Below are 16,108 nucleotides of genomic sequence, written 5' to 3'. Positions count from 1 at the left end.
TATGAATATTCAACGCTACATCTATATATTATGTACATTGTTATTTTTTTCGGGCTGCGAAGAAATAATTGATGTGAACTTGAACGATGCAGATCCCCGGGTGGTGATTGAAGCAAACCTCTCGAATTTACAGTCTACACAACGTATAAGAGTATCGAAAACAGTGGCGTTTAACGAACCGGTGAACTCGGTTGCTGTGACCGATGCGGTTGTACTTGTACTAGATAGTAGGGGAGGATATCATAATTTTCAGCACGAACGAGATGGGAATTATGTAGCCAGAGATTTTACGCCGGTACCGGAACAAATCTATTCTTTATATGTGGAAGCGGAAGGGGGATCGTTTCATTCTTCCTGTTATATGCCTACCTATGTAGACGTCGATTCTACGGGTATTGTCCGTGAAAATATTCTTGGAGATAGCTATTATTTTGCGACTTTCAAATTTAATGACCCTTCTGACATAGCTAATTATTATAAGTACGACATCTCGATAAATGATGCAAATTATCGCTTCTCTACGGTGTTTCAAGATAAATTCAATGATGGACTATATGTCACACACCAGGTTTCTGATTTGGATGCGGAGTTGAATCCGGGAGATTATATTTCGGTGCGGCGTTATTGCATAGATGAAAAGGTATTTGATTATTGGAATGAATACCAAAGTACAAATCCCGGTTCTGCTGCCCCGGCAAACCCTACATCGAATATTTCCAATAATGCGCTGGGTTATTTTTCGGTCGCTTCCGCACAGGAATTTCGATTGCAGATTATGGACATGGATTTTGATTGGGACAGTCTTGAGGATAGTTCTATTTCGATGCCGTAGGGGGAATGCCTGCGTCTTGGTAGCTCATAAGTAATATTGATCCAAACCTTCAATGCCCCTCGCCATACGAAAAATAGTTGGTGACCCCAATAGCCCCCCTTGCATGCTTTTTTAGTTGAAAAAAGACGGTTACGAGACATCAACGTGTATTTTAGGGTGAGTCCATACTTACCGTTTTGCATCACTTATAGCGCAAAAGGTATTAACAATGCGCCAAAAACGATGCTTTTTGGACCAGCTGAATGGCAAGATGGACGATTAATAATGACAGCTGACGCAACGATGAGCTACAACGCTCCAAAATCGTACCCTAATCGCTTGAGATAAGCAATTAATTTAGGCAATGCATACGTTACGCGAGGCAACGCTTTGATATTGTCGTGGAAGACGATAATCGAACCATTTTTGACATGTCGAATCACATTTTGATAACATTTTTCCGGGCTGATCTGCTCATCGAAATCACCGGATAGTACATCCCAAAACACCACCTCATAGGTGTCGTGCAATACATTTAACTGTGATTTTTTTGCACGTGCATAAGGCGGACGAAATAAGGTCGTACCTGTTAATTGCTGGCATTTTGCAATATTATCTAGATAAACATTGTCCTCGGTATCCCATCCTCGTAAGTGATTGTAGGTGTGATTACCAACCTGATGTCCTTCTGCGAGGATACGTTCATAGATTGCCCTGTTCCTTTCAATATTATCCCCAACGCAAAAAAAAGTAGCTTTGATCTGATGTTCAGCAAGCGTGTCCAATATAAAAGGCGTAACCTCCGGAATCGGGCCGTCGTCGAAAGTCAAGTATACTTTCCGTTGTTTTCTAGACTTATTGAACGTTACCTTTGGATAGTACCATCTTAAAAAAAAAGGCGCTGTAACAAAATACATGTTGATAATATCAGATTTTTGTCCCAAATTTAAAAATCATTTTATGCTTAATTAATCAAATGACACGAAAAATATCCTATTATATTGTATTATTCTTCATTTTGTTCGTTATAGAGGTTCCCATAGGATATGCACAAGTAACATTACAGGAGGCCGTAGAGACAACATTAGAACGTAATCTACAAATTAAACAAGCCGAATTTGGGTATCAGATCAGTGAGCAGAATCTTTATCAATCGAAATCGGAATTGTATCCGAATTTGAGTGTTGGTGTTAGCAATACTTATAATTATGGTTTGACATTTGATCAAACTTCGGGGCAGTTGATTCGTGGAAATGATTGGACAACGAGTGCGGGCGGGCAATTGTCTTCCAGTGTAGCGATATTTCAGGGCTTTCAAAAAGTCAACCAAATCAAAGCGAATAAAATCCAACTCGCTGTTGATGCCACGGAAGTGGAGAAAGTCAAAAATGATTTGATATTGTCCGTCGTAACGAACTACTTGGAAGCCATTACGAATGGTGAATTATTTGAAGCGGCTGTACAACAAGTTAAACTTTCTCGTGAACAGTTGCGGCAGGATAGTATCCAGTTCCAAGTCGGAAACAAAACATTAGCTGATTTGGCGCAAGCCGAAAACCAAGTGGCAACGGATGAACTGAACATTATGTCGTCTGAAAATGCCTATGAATTATCACTGCTCAATTTGAAACAATTGATGGAACTGTCTCCCGATACCACTTTTACGCTGGAAAGACCTAGTATTGCGGATATTATGGCGGAATATGCGATTACGTCTTTCGATGACGTGTTTAAAAAAGCGTTGCTGACCCAGCCAGCTATTGAACAGGCCAGCTACTATAAGGAATTGGCACTCAAAAATATTGATATCGCGAAAGGCGCTTATTACCCTTCGCTAAGCCTAAATGCAGGGTACGGAACAAATTATTCCTCTAGGGCAACAGACATTATTACGGGAGAACAAATGAAGTTTTATAACCAGATTAATGAAAATAAGTCTTTTCAAGGGGGAATCAGTCTGCAAGTCCCGATCTTTAATAACAACCGGACAAAAGTAGCGGTGAATAAAGCAAAGATAGGCTATTTACAAGCGGAAAATGAAGAAGCACTGGCACGCAGAAATCTGGAAAAAACGATTGCTCAGGCTATTTTGGATTTAAGATCTGCCAATAAGCAGTATTTCGCTTCCCAGGTAGCCTTCAATACATCGAAAGTAGCCTATGAAACGATTAAGGAACGTTATGATGTGGGCATGGCCAATTCGATGGAAATGTTTACCGCACAGACAAATATGAACAGCGCAGAATTTGAAATGATCCGTCGTAAATACGAAATGGTATTTCGCGGAAAGGTCATTGATTATTATATCGGAAACCCTATAACTTTTTAACTATATCTTCATGGCAAAGAAAAAGAGCAACCTTCCTAAAATATTGGTCATCTCTGCAGTAGTAATCTTGATATTCGTTGTATTAGGCGGTAAGTTCGGTTGGTTTGGTGACGGAGGCGTGCAACAAGTCGCAGTGGATAACGTAGCAGAGAAAACCATCTCGGAACTTGTTTCTGCGAGTGGAAAGGTACAACCGGAATTCGAGGTGAAATTGAGTTCGGAAGTTTCGGGCGAGATTATAGAGCTGAATGTTCGTGAAGGGCAGGTTGTCAAAAAAGGAGATGTATTATGTCGTGTAAAACCCGATTTGTTACAATCTAGCTATGATCAGGTGGTAGCTATGGTTAGCCAACAAAAGGCGAACCTCGCAGCAGCACAACAGATGTTGAAACAGCAAGAAGCGAGTCTTATCAACGCAGAAGCTATCTATAACCGAAGCTTGGAACTCTTTAATAAAAAAGTCATATCGGCATCGGAGATGGACAAAGCAAGGGCAGATTATGAAGTTTCACGCGCGACGGTGGAATCGCAGCGTCAGCAGGTCGAAGCTTCCCGCTTCGGGGTGAACCAGTCACAAGCGCAATTACAGGAAGCAGGAAATAGCTTGTCGCGTACCACTATATATGCGCCTTCCGACGGTGTTGTCTCTTTGCTGTCCATAGAACTTGGTGAGCGGGTCGTAGGGACAGCACAGATGGCTGGAACAGAAATTATGCGTATCGCCAATATGACCACCATGGAAGTGAATGTGGAAGTAAACGAAAATGATATTAACCGTGTAAAGGTGGGAAATGAGGCGACCATAGAAGTGGATGCTTTCCAAGGGCGTAAGTTTAAAGGGCTTGTAACCGAAATTTCCAGTTCATCTACTTCTGCAGGTTCCGAAACCGTAGCAACAACCGCCGAACAAGTGACAAATTTTAACGTGAAAGTGCGTATTGAGGCATCTTCTTATGAAGATCTGATAGATGATGATAATAAAAATTCTTCTCCTTTTAAACCGGGTTTGTCGGCAACCGTACAGATTCATACAAAATCGGATAAAGGTTTGGTCGTTCCTATTCAAGCAGTAACCGTTCGAGAGAATGCAAATAAAGCAGATTCGGTAGATAATGCTGCTGTAAAAGAGTATGTGTTTGTCTTGAATGGAGATGTCGTCAACATGACGGAGGTAACGACCGGTATTCAAGACGATAATAACATTATTGTTAAATCGGGCTTAAAATCAGGCGATCGGGTAGTATCAAGACCTTTCAATGCCATTTCTAAGATTTTGCAAGAGGGTACGCGGGTAAAAGAAGTCGAGGCAAGTGCTTTGAATTAATTTATGAAAAGATTAGCCCTTCTTTTCGGAATGAGTGAGAACGAACGCAGAGGATTTCTGGTGTTATCGGTTCTTATCGGCCTGATAGGGGGTATACCTTTTGTATATAGCTTTTATCGTCAAGCGGCTACGGATGACATATTGGTCATAGCCACTATCGCCGCAGAAGAACAAAAAGCGTTAGAGCCAAAAAAAACTTTTCAATCGAACACGGAAGAAATACGCGCATCCCATAACCTAGCCGAAAAATCATTCTTTTCTTTTGACCCGAATAATTTACCTGCCGAGAAATGGAAAATGTTGGGATTTACCGAAAGCCAAATACAGGTCATTAAAAATTATGAGTCCAAAGGTGGACGTTTTCGTACAAAAGCGGATGTTGCTAAAATGTATGTTGTTTCTGATGAAGACTTTAAGCGATTAGAACCTTATATTCTCTTACCCGAAACCCTTCCTGCTCGACCGCAGGATGTTACTTTTTCCGCGAAGAAAGCCCCAAAGCCGTCAACAAGGAAATTATGGATTGACTTATCCACAGCTGATACGACAACGTTGAAAGAAATTCATGGTATCGGTTCGGTACTGGCTTCGCGCATTGTCAAATTTCGAGATGCACTGGGCGGTTTTCATCGCGTTGATCAAATAAAAGAGGTGTACGGTGTTTCCGAAGAACAATTCCTAAAAATGGAATCTTCGTTGACATTGGGCGATAATGCTGTTGAGAAATGGGCGATAAATCAGTTGTCGGTAGATAAGCTCGCACAGCATCCTTATATTTCCCGTAAAGAGGCTACACATATTGTGCGTTATCGGGAGCAGCATGGGGCTTTTAGCTCGTTGGCGGATTTAGAAGAGATGTATGCATTAAATGATGATTTTTTACGTAAAATTGCACCTTATTTAGATTTTAATTGAAAAGCATGCTAGAAGAACGTCTTAAATCCGTAATTCGGGATATTCCTGATTTTCCGCAGCCGGGCATAATCTTTAAAGATATTACACCTATTTTAAAAGACCAGCAACTCTGTAGTGATATTGTCGATCAATTGGTAGCGCATTTACAAGGTATGGAAATCGATGCCATAGCAGGGATAGAAAGCCGTGGCTTTTTATTCGGAATGCTCCTCGCAAACAGGTTGAATATTCCTTTTATTCCTATTCGAAAGCAGGGAAAGTTACCTTTTAAAACAATATCGGAATCTTATAAGCTCGAATACGGACAGGCAACTATCGAGGTACATGAAGATGCGTTTGCTCCGGGAAGTAAGGTGTTGATCCATGACGATTTGCTGGCTACAGGAGGGACCGTCGTAGCGGCTTCCAAGCTGTTGGAAAAACTGGGAGCGGATATTGTCGGCTATACGTTTATCATTAGTCTAGACTTCTTGCAGAGCCAGGGACGTTTGACACGCTTTACGGACCGGGTGATTTCGCTGGTGCGATTTGATGCTTAAATAAACCCTCAATGTGGTAATACTTGTCACCGAGAATCAATACAGACTGCTGTTTTTCCAGACTATATCCTTTACCCTTGGCATAATGAAGTGTTTCATGCGTTTCATACAATGAATTTTGAATGTTTCGTTGTATACGAAATGCAGTGGGCTCTCCATGCTCACTGTACTCAATTTCAACAAGAGCGATATCAATTTTTGGATCTGATGAAGTTATATTGACTTTATTGGCAGTGCTATCTTTCGTCAGGATGCCTGCGTATACTGGTTTGTTGAGGTCTACCGAGACAAAACTGGAAAGCTCATTTTCCCAATCCGTGATTTGTATTTCCTTGGTTTCGGACAGACTGTCCTTGACGACGGTTTTGTCTACCATAGGCTTTTCCTGCGTCAATCGTGCTATTTCCGTTTTAAAGTATCCGGGTATATCGAAATAGGTCTCCCTTATCACGTTTCCGTCTCCCTGACTGGATGTGCAGGATAAGAACAAAGCAGTAACAGCCGTTGCTATTACTGCTTTGTAATATGTGTTTTTCTTTCTATACCAATACATCACCACCCATATCTGCTGGAATGTCTGCCTTTAACAGTTTTAATACGGTAGGAGCGATGTCTCCCAATTTTCCGTCTTTAATTTGCTGATAATCTTTGTCTATTAAAATACAAGGCACGAGGTTGGTGGTATGGGCTGTATTTACAGAACCGTCTTCATTAATCATGAATTCGGAGTTTCCATGATCGGCTAGGATAATAAAAGAATAACCGTTTTCTAATCCTGTTTCTACTACTTTTTTCGTGCAGCTATCTACTGTTTCTACCGCCTTTACAACCGCTTCGAAAACGCCAGTGTGTCCAACCATATCGGGGTTGGCAAAGTTTAAACAGATAAAATCCGGCTTGTTTTCTGTTATATCATTGCAGATTGCCGTCGTAATACCTTCCGCACTCATTTCAGGCTGAAGATCATACGTCGCTACTTTTGGAGAAGGAATAAGCAATCGACGTTCACCCGGAAACTCTTCTTCGCGTCCTCCGGAAAAGAAAAAAGTAACGTGTGGATACTTCTCTGTTTCTGCAATACGAACTTGCGTTTTGTTTTGAAGGCTTAATACTTCCCCCAAGGTGTTCGTCAAGTTCTCTTTTTGAAATACGACATGTACATTTTTAAATGTCTCGTCATAGGAAGTCATCGTTACATAATATAAAGACAACGGATGCATATCGTATTTAGGGAAATCTTGTTGTGTCAATGCTATGGTGATCTCACGACCGCGGTCGGTACGGAAATTATAACAGAATACAACATCACCCTCTTGAATGGTAGCCAGCGGTTTCCCATCTTTACCTGTGACGACAATGGGTTTAATAAATTCGTCGGTAATGCCATCGGTATACGAAGCTTTTATCGCTTGTTTTACATCTGTTGTTGGATTACCCGTCCCTTTGGTTAGTAAATCATATGTTTCCTTGACACGTTCCCAACGGTTATCTCTGTCCATGGCATAATAGCGTCCGATAGCACTCGCGATAGTTCCGGTGGAGTGTGTTAGATGGTTTTGTAGATCTTCTATATAACCTAGTCCGCCTTTAGGGTCGGTATCGCGTCCGTCCATAAAAGCATGGATAAATACTTGATCTTGCTGAAGTCCGTTTTGCTGTGCAGCATCACAAAGTGCTTTCAAATGATCAATATGTGCATGTACACCGCCGTCGGACAATAATCCGATAAAGTGTACCTTTTTTCCTTCTGCTTTAGCATATTCGAAAGCCTCTTTGATGACGGTGTTAGCCTTGAAATCTCCTTCATTAGCGGCTTTGTTTATACGCCCAAGTTCTTGATAAACCGTACGACCGGCACCAAGGTTCATGTGACCTACTTCTGAATTCCCCATTTGTCCTTCTGGAAGCCCTACAGCTTCTCCCGAAGCTTCTAAACGGGAATTTGGATAAGTGGCTAACAAATGATCTAAAAAAGGCGTTTTTGCTGCGCGTACAGCGTTTGAATTATCATCTTTGCCGTAGCCTAAACCATCTAAGATTAGTAATGCTACTCTTTTGTTTTCTAAATTGCTCACTTTACAAATTTACATAAAATGCATTGGACTCACCAATACCTAACTCAATAAACTGAATTTTCTTTAGAAGCTGTTGCTCACCTGAAACTATGGGTAACTATATGACGGTCAAGATCAATTTAGATAACCGTTAGTTGGCATAGTTTTAGCGTGTTCCAGAAGAGAAATAGAAATAAGATTTATGAGATATTATAAAGAGGTGTTTAAGTATGCGGTGTTGGTTTTATGGTGTATGATGGGTATGTTAGCATTTGCAATGAATACTTCTTTTGACGACGCGGTAAAGAATGCATCAGCAGCTATAAAAGAAGGAAATGCGAAAAAATTGAGTGCTATTTTTGATAACAGTGTCAATCTTTCCGTCAAGCAAGATGAGGGAGCTTTTACAAAATTTCAAGCCGAGCTGCTACTGAATGATTTTTTTCGAACGAATAAAGTAGATGGATTGAAAGAGGAGCAGCGCGCCAATACTTCAACTACTTCATTTGTTGTGTTTTCATTGAAAGCCAATGCAAAAAACTATCGGGTATTTATAAAATTTGTACAGGCTAACAATAAGGATTTTAAGATTGCCGAGATACGAATTGAGTAGCGACAGACTGTTAAAAGTTGACATAGGATTTTATAATAAAATATATTTTTGTCATCTTCGCTTATTAATTTAATTCGAATAAATGGCGGTAGAGTTGAGTAAACTGGAGCAGTTTGTGGCGTTAGCACTGCAAGAAGATGTAGGAGATGGCGACCATACTTCCTTATCCACTATTCAAGAAAACGTACGGGGAGAAGCAAAACTGCTTGTAAAAGATACAGGTGTTCTTGCAGGTGTTACCGTAGCGGTAGCGATTTTTAATATTATTGATCCAAATTTAAAGATTAATGTCCTATTGGAAGATGGGGCAGAAGTCAAATCCGGAGATATAGCTTTTTTTGTGCAAGGTAGTGTGCACAGCATCTTAAAAGCGGAACGATTGGTATTGAACGTCATGCAGCGCATGTCGGGAATTGCTAGCCGGACCAATCTCTATGCCAAGCAATTAGAAGGAACGAAGGCGAAAGTCTTAGATACCCGTAAAACCACGCCGTTATTACGCTTTTTGGAGAAAGAAGCGGTGCATATCGGCGGAGGGGCTAACCATCGGATTGGCCTCTATGATATGATGCTTATCAAAGATAACCACGTAGACTACGCCGGCGGTATTTCCAATGCGTTAACGCGCGCCCAAGCTTACCGAACGGAGAATAGGTTGTCTATTCCTATCGAAATAGAGGTGCGGAGTTTTCAAGAGCTAGAAGAAGTATTAGCCAATGAATATGTTGACCGCGTGATGTTTGATAATTTTACGCCAAAGGAAGTAGAGAAGGCCGTACAGCTTGTGGGAGGACGTTTGGTGACGGAGGCTTCTGGGGGAATTACATTGGAAACTATTCGCGATTATGCCTTGGCCGGGGTAGATTATATTTCGGTGGGCGCGCTAACACATTCTGTAAAAAGTTTGGATTTAAGCTTAAAAGCTAAAATTGTATAGTTATCTTTAGGAAGCTTAAATTAATATATGATTTCGATTTATCTAATAGGCATAGTTATCTTAGCTTATCTATTTGGCTCCATTCCATCTGCGGTGTGGTTTGGTGAGGCTTTCTATGGGGTAGATGTGCGGGAGTATGGAAGTGGGAATGCAGGGGCGACTAATACCTTTCGGGTATTAGGTAAAAGAGCCGGGTCGATTGTCATGTTTGTCGATATATTCAAAGGCTGGACAGCCACCAATTTACCTTTTCTTTTAGATGCTACTGTTGTTGGTATACCTAGTTCTATGCAATTTGTGAACTTCCAATTAGCATTAGGCGTTATTGCAGTATTGGGACATCTTTTCCCCATTTTTGCGGGATTTCGGGGCGGTAAAGGCGTAGCGACGCTATTCGGGATGGTCATTGCCATTCATCCGGAGGCAGCGCTATGTTGTGTCACGGTGTTTTTGTTGACGCTGCTCATCACACACTATGTATCCCTTAGTTCCATATTAGCAGGTTTTACCTTTCCTTTCAGTATTGCATTTATTTTCCATACATCTGTTCCGGCCGTGTTACTCTATGGGATAGCCATCTGTGCGTTGATATTGGTCACCCATCAAAAAAACATTGAAAGGCTTCTGAAAGGACATGAATCCAAGATTTATTTGTTTAAGAAGAAGAAGGTGTAAGATTATATCTTCCTTTTTTTAGAAAGAGGAGTGTTAAGGAGGGTTGGCGAAAGTGAAGGAGGATGTCCGTATTTTGTAGCTGAAAAATGTCATATATTTAGCTTTTAGGCATAGGATTTGTATTATATTGTTTTTATCTGTTACGTTTGTACACAAACTAAATGATTATGAAAAAGATTTTTAAATATACTTCTCTAGCGGCTCTTATAGCAATTATGGCGGCGTGTTCTACCGTACCACTTTCTGGTAGAAAACAGTTAGCATTGGTAAGTGATGACCAGATACAGCAGCAAGCGGCTGTAGCGTATAAGGAATTTTTGGGTGATCCCAATACAAAAGTAGTTACCGGTACATCGGATGCGACATTAGTGAAAAGAGTGGGGAATAATATCGCTGCGGCCGTAAATCAGTATTTGAAGGCGGAAGGCCTTTCAGACCAGTTTAATTTCAATTGGGAATTTAATTTGGTGCAAAGTGGGGATGTGAATGCTTGGTGTATGCCTGGCGGGAAAGTGGCAGTATATACAGGTATTTTGCCGTTTACAGCCAATGAAGATGGTTTGGCTACGGTAATGGGACATGAGATAGCACATGCTATAGCACGCCACTCAATGGAGCAGATGTCTAACCAATACGCGTTGCAGGTAGGTGCGCAGGTGCTGGGCGTGGCCACTTCAGGTAAAAGTTCCATTGTACAAGGTTTGGTAAACAACGCTTACGGTATCGGAGGTCAATTGGCTTCGTTGAAGTTTTCCCGTAGCAACGAATCGGAAGCGGATCAACTCGGTTTGATGTTTATGGCGATGGCTGGGTATAACCCACAGCATGCGGTGTCTTTTTGGGAACGTATGGCTGCGGCGAAATCAAAAGCTAATGCACAACCGGAATTTTTGAGTACCCACCCGAGTGATGCCAGGCGGGTGGCCGATATTGAGAAACTTATCCCTCAGGCGATGCAATACTATAAGCGATAAAATAATATCTAGTGAAAAAAGTAAAGGCTTGCGTTATGCAGGCCTTTCTTGTTTCTTCTGTTCAAAATATTGTTCTATTTGCGCGAGTGAGAAAGCATTTAGACAGCGTTCGGGAGATAATCCGCCCTTTCGTGCAACGTATACACCATATTGCATGTCTGTTAAGCCTTCCATGCGGTGCGCATCGGGATTAATCGATAGCAAGACACCTTTTTCCAGTGCATATCTTTGCCAACGCCAATCCAAGTCGAGCCGCAATGGATTAGCATTAATCTCGATAACCACCTGATTTGCCGCACAGGCATCTATTACTTTCTTGTAGTCAATAGGGTAGCCCGGTCTACTGAGTAGCAAGCGGCCTGTCGGATGCCCAAGGATAGTAGTATATGGATTCTCGATAGCCGTAATCAGCCGTTGGGTAGCTTTTTCTTCATCCATGCGTAAATTGCTATGGATAGAAGCAACAACAAAATCAAACTTTGCAAGGATATCGTCGGGGTAATCCAGACTGCCGTCAGAGAGGATATCTGATTCTATTCCACTGAAAATCCGAAAAGGAGCTAATTTATTGTTTAACTGTTCGATGTCCATCCACTGCTCTTTTACGCGTTCTATACTAAGTCCACTTGCATAGACTGCCGTCTTTGAATGGTCACAGATGCCGAAATAGCTTAAGCCCAGTTCATCTTTACAGTATGTGGCCATTTGTTCTAACGAATGCACACCATCGCTATACGTCGAGTGATTATGCAATGTACCTTTTAAGTCGGCGTACGTGATCAGCTCGGGCAATTGTCCGTTTTTCGCCCAATTGATTTCTCCCGCGCCTTCTCTTAATTCGGGTTCGATATACGATAATCCTAATGCTTCATAGATTGCCTCCTCGGATGCAAGATTAGGTAAATTTGCTTGTATGGTTTGCAGTTCTTTTATATGTGTATCGTTGCCCGTTGTGCGTAGGAGGTCGAGCGCAAAACACACTTTAGTTGTCGATTGGATATGATAACGAACACCCAGCTCGTCGCTTACATGAACTGTCGCCTCTAGTTGTTCTTCGATCGCGTAGGCGGGTGTGTCTTTTATAAAGGTCACCACCTCTTGGATAGGCGTGGTCGTTAATATATCAATGGAAGCAATGATTTCGCATTTACGTCGAAAATCTCCTGTGAAAGCATGTTGTTGATCCGGAAAACGAGAAACCAAGCTGCCCAAAAAGGTTGCTGCAATTTTTTCGATTTTTGCATACAGGAACAGACCTTGGTTGGCATTGGAAAACTCAATAGATTTACGAATTTCTTCTTGTGTTTTCAAACCGAAACCCTTTGCTTCCATTAGCCGGTTTTCATTGCAGGCATAGAGGAGTTCGCCAATAGATTCAATCTCCAGATCTTTCCAGATGGATCGAATCTTTTTGGGACCCAGACCCTTTATCGTAAGCATAGCCAAGACACCTTCCGGAGTTTGGGCAATAAGGTTGTCCAATTCGGGAAATGAACCGGTCTCCAGAATCAACATAATCCTTTCGGCTGTACTTTTACCAATGCCCGGTTGTGTACTGAGCTGATCGATGGTAGCGCTTGCTGCCGGAAAGGGTAATTTATCAATCTTAAAGGAAGCAGAAGCCATCGCTTTTGTTCGAAATGGATTTTCGTTAAACAACTCCATGAGTTGACTGTATAACTTAAAAGTTTTGGCTATGGCTTTGTTTTCCATGATGATTAAGAATGATATTCGATTTCCGTTTCCTTTTCTACATCGGGCCGCTTATATTTATGGATAATGAGACGAATACCGCTGTTTTTAGTGAAAAATTTGATTGTCCAGTTTACAAAGGTTACTAGTTTATTTCTAAATCCAAAAATAGAAACCAAGTGGACAAACATCCAGGTCAACCAAGCGAGAAATCCTTTCATGTGGAAACTTCCCATATCAACGACTGCTTTGTTTCGTCCGATGGTGGCCATGGAGCCTTTGTCAAAATATTTAAAATCAGCTGTCGTCTGCTGATTGTTCATGTTTTGGAGGATATGTTTTGCTACATACGCACCCTGTTGTTGCGCCGCAGGAGCCACGCCCGGAAGCCCTCTAGGGGTATCTTCCGTAATCATTGCGGCCACATCGCCGATAGCATAGACATTTTCCATTCCACCCACGCGGCATTGGCCATCTGTTTGTATACGGTTACCGCGCTGAATAATTTCCGGATGTATACCTGCTGGGAATTGCCCCATCACACCGGCACCCCATATTACCGTCTTCGTTGGGATACTTTCTCCGTTGGAAAACGTAATCGTGTCACCATCATAGCCGGTTACCTGTGTGTTGAGTAATATATTTACGCCAAGATCCTGTAGGTAGCGTTCCGCATCTTGCGAAGATTTTTCGGATAGCGCCGCTAATATTTTTCCGGTACCTTCTACGAGGTATACTTTCATTTCATTTTTCGATAGCTCCGGATAATCTTTTTTAAGCATGTGCAGCTGGATTTCGGCTATTGCGCCGGAAAGCTCTACGCCTGTAGGGCCACCACCGACCACCACAAAATTAAGGAAGCGTTCCCGATCATGGTAGTTCTTGCGAAGCACGGCCTCTTCCAGGTTTTGCAAAACGTAGCTGCGGATATTTAAAGCTTCATGAATACTTTTCATCGGCAAAGCATATTTTTCTACTTGCTTATTGCCAAAGAAATTGGAGGTAGCACCTGTCGCAATAACTAGATAATCGTAATCATAGTCGCCTACCGATGTTTTAACAATCTTCTGCACATGGTCTATCTCCGTGACATCCGCCATTCTAAACCGAAAGTTCTGTTGTGATTTGAACATTTTACGGATAGGAAAAGAAATAGCATCTGCCGCTAATGTTCCGGTAGCCACCTGATACATTAATGGCTGAAAAGTATGAAAGTTATTCCGGTCAATTAACAGCACTTCTACTTCTTTATCTTTTAAACGCCGGGCAGCTTCTACGCCACCAAAACCACCTCCGATGATGATGACTCTCGGAAAGCTTCTTTCAGAACGATTTAATAACATCATAAACTAATTTTGTTCTATTTTGGGGCAAAAGTACGAAAACATAGCGTAAAAAAACGTGCTTTTGTTATTGTAATGCACCTTTGATTTTTAATCTCAATCCATCGTTGTTATTTGTAAGATGTAACTGACAGGCTAGCCTGCTTTCCATATCGGCATCCGGTAAGGTATCTAGCATATCCAGTTCCTGATCGGTAGCCTCCGTCAATGCGTCGCCGCCCTCTACTACCTGTACATGGCAGGTTGCACATAAGGCCATGCCACCACAGGTCGCAAGAATGTCATATGCGGAAGCCTTCAATATTTCCATCACACTTAAATTGATGTCTGTAGGAACTTCGATGTTCTGCGTTTTTCCATCCCGGTCTTCGACGGTAATATGAATGATGTTTTCCATTTTTAAAATGCATTAACACCGTTTACGGTGGTGTATTTGAAACTTAACTTTTGATCCGGATAAACATATTTGAAAGCACTTTGGCACATCAAAGCAGCTTCGTGGTATCCACATAAAATTAATTTAAGTTTTCCCGGGTAGGTGTTGATATCGCCGATGGCATAAATGCGCTCTATATTGGTCGCATAGTCAAATGTGTCGACTTCGATCGCATTCTTATCAATATTTAATCCCCATTCTGCAATCGGACCCAGTTTTGGGCTTAACCCGTATAACGGAATAAAGTCTTCGGTGGGTACGATAACATTTTCTTTCTGTTTATTGGTCAGATGAATGTGTTCCAAATGACCATTTCCACCAAGAGAAACTAGATTATGTGATAACAACAGATTTATTTTTCCCTCCTGTGCAAGTCGATAAACTTTATCGGCAGAATCGGGAGCACCCCGGAAAGAATCGTTGCGATGCACCAGCGTGACTTCTTTTGCCACATTTGCCAAAAAGACGGTCCAGTCGAGTGCGGAATCTCCGCCGCCAGCGATCACGATACGCTTGTCACGGAAACGTTCCGGATCTTTGACCATATAGTGAACATGTGATTTTTCATAAAGTGCTAGATTGACCAGGTCGGGCTTGCGCGGTTCAAAGCAACCCAGTCCGCCCGCAATGACGACCACCTGGCAATGAATGACCGTACCATCAGAACTGATGACATGATAAGAGCCGTCGTCTTGCTTTTGCAAACTTTCTACGCGTTCCCCTAGTGTGAATGTGGGTTGGAAGGGGGCAATTTGTTCCATTTGTTGGTCGATAAGCTCCTGCGCTTTGATACTAGGGTAGCCCGGAATATCATAGATCGGCTTATGTGGATATATTTCCGAAAGCTGTCCGCCAACTTGAGGTAATACATCGATTAAATGACATCTCATTTTTAATAAGCCAGCTTCGAATACAGCGAATAAACCAACCGGGCCGGCTCCTATAATGCATATATCTGTTTTTATCATGGTGTGTTGTATTTAATTATCGGGATATTGATTGCCGATTACATTTATATATTCAAATTATTATATATCGTATCTAGTATTCTGGTGAAATTTTTGAAGTCCTCCTCGGAAAGATTTTCCCAAGCTTTCATACGAATCTGGGCTATCTCGGGAGAAAGTTCTTTTACTTTATTTTTGCCTTTAGCGGTAAGCTGTATAAGCAGACATCGCCTATCCTGTGGGTGGTTTACACGTTCCACTAATTCTTTTTTTATGATAATATCAACGATGCGGGTTAAAGTAGGTTGATCTTTTCCTGTTTTTTCCGCCAATTCCTTGTGCGTCATGGGGTCTTCATTATATAAGACTTTCAAGATAGACCATTGATCGATGGTAATATCGAAAGCTTTTTCTGAAAAGGAGGTTTGTGCATATTGTTTTACCCGTCTGGCGGTTCGATCCAACAAGAAAGAATACTGGGTATATTGTTCTTTTTTCATTCAAATAGTCTGTTTTTTA

General features: G+C 41.6%; 17 protein-coding genes. 9 read left to right on the top strand and 8 right to left on the bottom strand.

Annotated elements, in window-relative coordinates; translation table 11 throughout:
* Nucleotide 1 precedes the first annotated feature (1 nt).
* Nucleotides 2–832, top strand: coding sequence for a DUF4249 domain-containing protein (locus tag EWE74_RS06570; RefSeq protein WP_130140686.1), 831 nt, complete (start codon nt 2–4; stop codon nt 830–832).
* 287 nt (nt 833–1,119) lie between these two features.
* Here the strand turns inward: EWE74_RS06570 and EWE74_RS06565 are convergent, their stop codons facing one another.
* Nucleotides 1,120–1,728 (bottom strand): polysaccharide deacetylase family protein, encoded by a 609-nt coding sequence (locus EWE74_RS06565; protein WP_130140685.1) that lies wholly within the window; start codon nt 1,726–1,728, stop codon nt 1,120–1,122.
* Between the two features lie 59 nt (nt 1,729–1,787).
* Here EWE74_RS06565 and EWE74_RS06560 point away from each other — a divergent pair, with 59 nt between their 5' ends.
* Genes EWE74_RS06560 through EWE74_RS06545 form a run of 4 tightly spaced genes read left to right on the top strand, consistent with a single transcriptional unit; the run spans nt 1,788 to nt 5,918 of the window.
* Nucleotides 1,788–3,140, top strand: coding sequence for a TolC family protein (locus EWE74_RS06560; protein WP_130140684.1), 1,353 nt, complete (start codon nt 1,788–1,790; stop codon nt 3,138–3,140).
* Between the two features lie 10 nt (nt 3,141–3,150).
* Nucleotides 3,151–4,464 carry an efflux RND transporter periplasmic adaptor subunit gene (locus EWE74_RS06555; RefSeq protein WP_130140683.1) on the top strand — a complete coding sequence of 438 codons (1,314 nt, stop codon included), beginning with the start codon at nt 3,151–3,153 and terminating at the stop codon, nt 4,462–4,464.
* A gap of 3 nt (nt 4,465–4,467) precedes the next feature.
* Complete coding sequence (locus tag EWE74_RS06550; RefSeq protein ID WP_130140682.1) at nt 4,468–5,379, top strand: helix-hairpin-helix domain-containing protein; 912 nt, start codon at nt 4,468–4,470, stop codon at nt 5,377–5,379.
* A 5-nt stretch (nt 5,380–5,384) separates the two neighbouring features.
* Nucleotides 5,385–5,918, top strand: coding sequence for an adenine phosphoribosyltransferase (locus EWE74_RS06545; protein WP_130140681.1), 534 nt, complete (start codon nt 5,385–5,387; stop codon nt 5,916–5,918).
* Here EWE74_RS06545 and EWE74_RS06540 read toward each other — a convergent pair.
* Entirely contained in the window at nt 5,878–6,471 is a 594-nt protein-coding gene (locus tag EWE74_RS06540; RefSeq protein WP_130140680.1) for a hypothetical protein, read from the bottom strand. The two genes, EWE74_RS06545 and EWE74_RS06540, sit on opposite strands and share 41 nt — an antisense overlap.
* On the bottom strand, nt 6,458–7,993 hold the full coding sequence (gene gpmI / locus EWE74_RS06535) for a 2,3-bisphosphoglycerate-independent phosphoglycerate mutase (RefSeq protein ID WP_165384659.1): 1,536 nt from the start codon (nt 7,991–7,993) through the stop codon (nt 6,458–6,460). Before gpmI ends, EWE74_RS06540 begins: the two co-directional genes overlap by 14 nt.
* A 181-nt stretch (nt 7,994–8,174) precedes the next feature.
* On the opposite strand from gpmI, the gene EWE74_RS06530 reads away from it, so the two are divergent.
* The 4 genes from EWE74_RS06530 to EWE74_RS06515 all read left to right on the top strand — a co-directional run bounded on the left by EWE74_RS06530 (nt 8,175) and on the right by EWE74_RS06515 (nt 11,171).
* A complete protein-coding gene (locus tag EWE74_RS06530) occupies nt 8,175–8,585 on the top strand; it encodes a DUF4783 domain-containing protein (protein WP_130140678.1) in 411 nt (136 codons plus the stop codon).
* A gap of 82 nt (nt 8,586–8,667) precedes the next feature.
* Nucleotides 8,668–9,522 (top strand): carboxylating nicotinate-nucleotide diphosphorylase, encoded by an 855-nt coding sequence (gene nadC / locus EWE74_RS06525; RefSeq protein ID WP_130140677.1) that lies wholly within the window; start codon nt 8,668–8,670, stop codon nt 9,520–9,522.
* A 27-nt stretch (nt 9,523–9,549) separates the two neighbouring features.
* The gene (plsY, locus tag EWE74_RS06520) at nt 9,550–10,197 is read left to right on the top strand and encodes a glycerol-3-phosphate 1-O-acyltransferase PlsY (protein WP_130140676.1); all 648 of its coding nucleotides are present in this window, start codon (nt 9,550–9,552) and stop codon (nt 10,195–10,197) included.
* Nucleotides 10,198–10,364: 167 nt separating this feature from the next.
* Nucleotides 10,365–11,171 carry a M48 family metallopeptidase gene (locus tag EWE74_RS06515; RefSeq protein ID WP_130140675.1) on the top strand — a complete coding sequence of 269 codons (807 nt, stop codon included), beginning with the start codon at nt 10,365–10,367 and terminating at the stop codon, nt 11,169–11,171.
* Between the two features lie 33 nt (nt 11,172–11,204).
* Here EWE74_RS06515 and EWE74_RS06510 read toward each other — a convergent pair whose 3' ends face one another.
* From EWE74_RS06510 to EWE74_RS06490, 5 genes are all read right to left on the bottom strand, one after another.
* Nucleotides 11,205–12,884, bottom strand: coding sequence for a DNA polymerase/3'-5' exonuclease PolX (locus EWE74_RS06510; protein WP_130140674.1), 1,680 nt, complete (start codon nt 12,882–12,884; stop codon nt 11,205–11,207).
* A 5-nt stretch (nt 12,885–12,889) separates the two neighbouring features.
* Entirely contained in the window at nt 12,890–14,206 is a 1,317-nt protein-coding gene (locus tag EWE74_RS06505; RefSeq protein WP_130141155.1) for an NAD(P)/FAD-dependent oxidoreductase, read from the bottom strand.
* A gap of 67 nt (nt 14,207–14,273) precedes the next feature.
* Nucleotides 14,274–14,603: a 2Fe-2S iron-sulfur cluster-binding protein gene (locus EWE74_RS06500; RefSeq protein ID WP_130140673.1), complete on the bottom strand. Its 330-nt coding sequence runs from the start codon at nt 14,601–14,603 to the stop codon at nt 14,274–14,276.
* 2 nt (nt 14,604–14,605) lie between these two features.
* Nucleotides 14,606–15,610, bottom strand: a complete 1,005-nt coding sequence (locus EWE74_RS06495; RefSeq protein ID WP_130140672.1) for an NAD(P)/FAD-dependent oxidoreductase — start codon at nt 15,608–15,610, stop codon at nt 14,606–14,608.
* A gap of 44 nt (nt 15,611–15,654) precedes the next feature.
* A complete protein-coding gene (locus EWE74_RS06490) occupies nt 15,655–16,089 on the bottom strand; it encodes a MarR family winged helix-turn-helix transcriptional regulator (RefSeq protein ID WP_130140671.1) in 435 nt (144 codons plus the stop codon).
* Nucleotides 16,090–16,108 lie beyond the last annotated feature (19 nt).

The organism is Sphingobacterium corticibacterium, from assembly GCF_004208525.1.
GTDB lineage: Bacteria > Bacteroidota > Bacteroidia > Sphingobacteriales > Sphingobacteriaceae > Sphingobacterium > Sphingobacterium corticibacterium.
The sequence above is the reverse complement of the archived record's forward strand: the minus strand, read 5'-3'. Positions and strand labels throughout refer to the sequence as shown.

Excerpts from the sequence above, each read along its gene's own strand:
- EWE74_RS06530 (WP_130140678.1), top strand. The coding sequence starts at position 8,175 with ATGAGATATTATAAAGAGGTGTTTAAGTATGCGGTGTTGGTTTTATGG.
- EWE74_RS06555 (WP_130140683.1), top strand. The coding sequence starts at position 3,151 with ATGGCAAAGAAAAAGAGCAACCTTCCTAAAATATTGGTCATCTCTGCA.
- EWE74_RS06540 (WP_130140680.1), bottom strand. The coding sequence starts at position 6,471 with ATGTATTGGTATAGAAAGAAAAACACATATTACAAAGCAGTAATAGCA.
- EWE74_RS06505 (WP_130141155.1), bottom strand. The coding sequence starts at position 14,206 with ATGTTATTAAATCGTTCTGAAAGAAGCTTTCCGAGAGTCATCATCATC.
- EWE74_RS06500 (WP_130140673.1), bottom strand. The coding sequence starts at position 14,603 with ATGGAAAACATCATTCATATTACCGTCGAAGACCGGGATGGAAAAACG.
- EWE74_RS06565 (WP_130140685.1), bottom strand. The coding sequence starts at position 1,728 with ATGTATTTTGTTACAGCGCCTTTTTTTTTAAGATGGTACTATCCAAAG.
- EWE74_RS06495 (WP_130140672.1), bottom strand. The coding sequence starts at position 15,610 with ATGATAAAAACAGATATATGCATTATAGGAGCCGGCCCGGTTGGTTTA.
- plsY (WP_130140676.1), top strand. The coding sequence starts at position 9,550 with ATGATTTCGATTTATCTAATAGGCATAGTTATCTTAGCTTATCTATTT.
- EWE74_RS06490 (WP_130140671.1), bottom strand. The coding sequence starts at position 16,089 with ATGAAAAAAGAACAATATACCCAGTATTCTTTCTTGTTGGATCGAACC.
- EWE74_RS06550 (WP_130140682.1), top strand. The coding sequence starts at position 4,468 with ATGAAAAGATTAGCCCTTCTTTTCGGAATGAGTGAGAACGAACGCAGA.
- EWE74_RS06570 (WP_130140686.1), top strand. The coding sequence starts at position 2 with ATGAATATTCAACGCTACATCTATATATTATGTACATTGTTATTTTTT.
- EWE74_RS06510 (WP_130140674.1), bottom strand. The coding sequence starts at position 12,884 with ATGGAAAACAAAGCCATAGCCAAAACTTTTAAGTTATACAGTCAACTC.
- EWE74_RS06515 (WP_130140675.1), top strand. The coding sequence starts at position 10,365 with ATGAAAAAGATTTTTAAATATACTTCTCTAGCGGCTCTTATAGCAATT.
- nadC (WP_130140677.1), top strand. The coding sequence starts at position 8,668 with ATGGCGGTAGAGTTGAGTAAACTGGAGCAGTTTGTGGCGTTAGCACTG.
- EWE74_RS06545 (WP_130140681.1), top strand. The coding sequence starts at position 5,385 with ATGCTAGAAGAACGTCTTAAATCCGTAATTCGGGATATTCCTGATTTT.
- EWE74_RS06560 (WP_130140684.1), top strand. The coding sequence starts at position 1,788 with ATGACACGAAAAATATCCTATTATATTGTATTATTCTTCATTTTGTTC.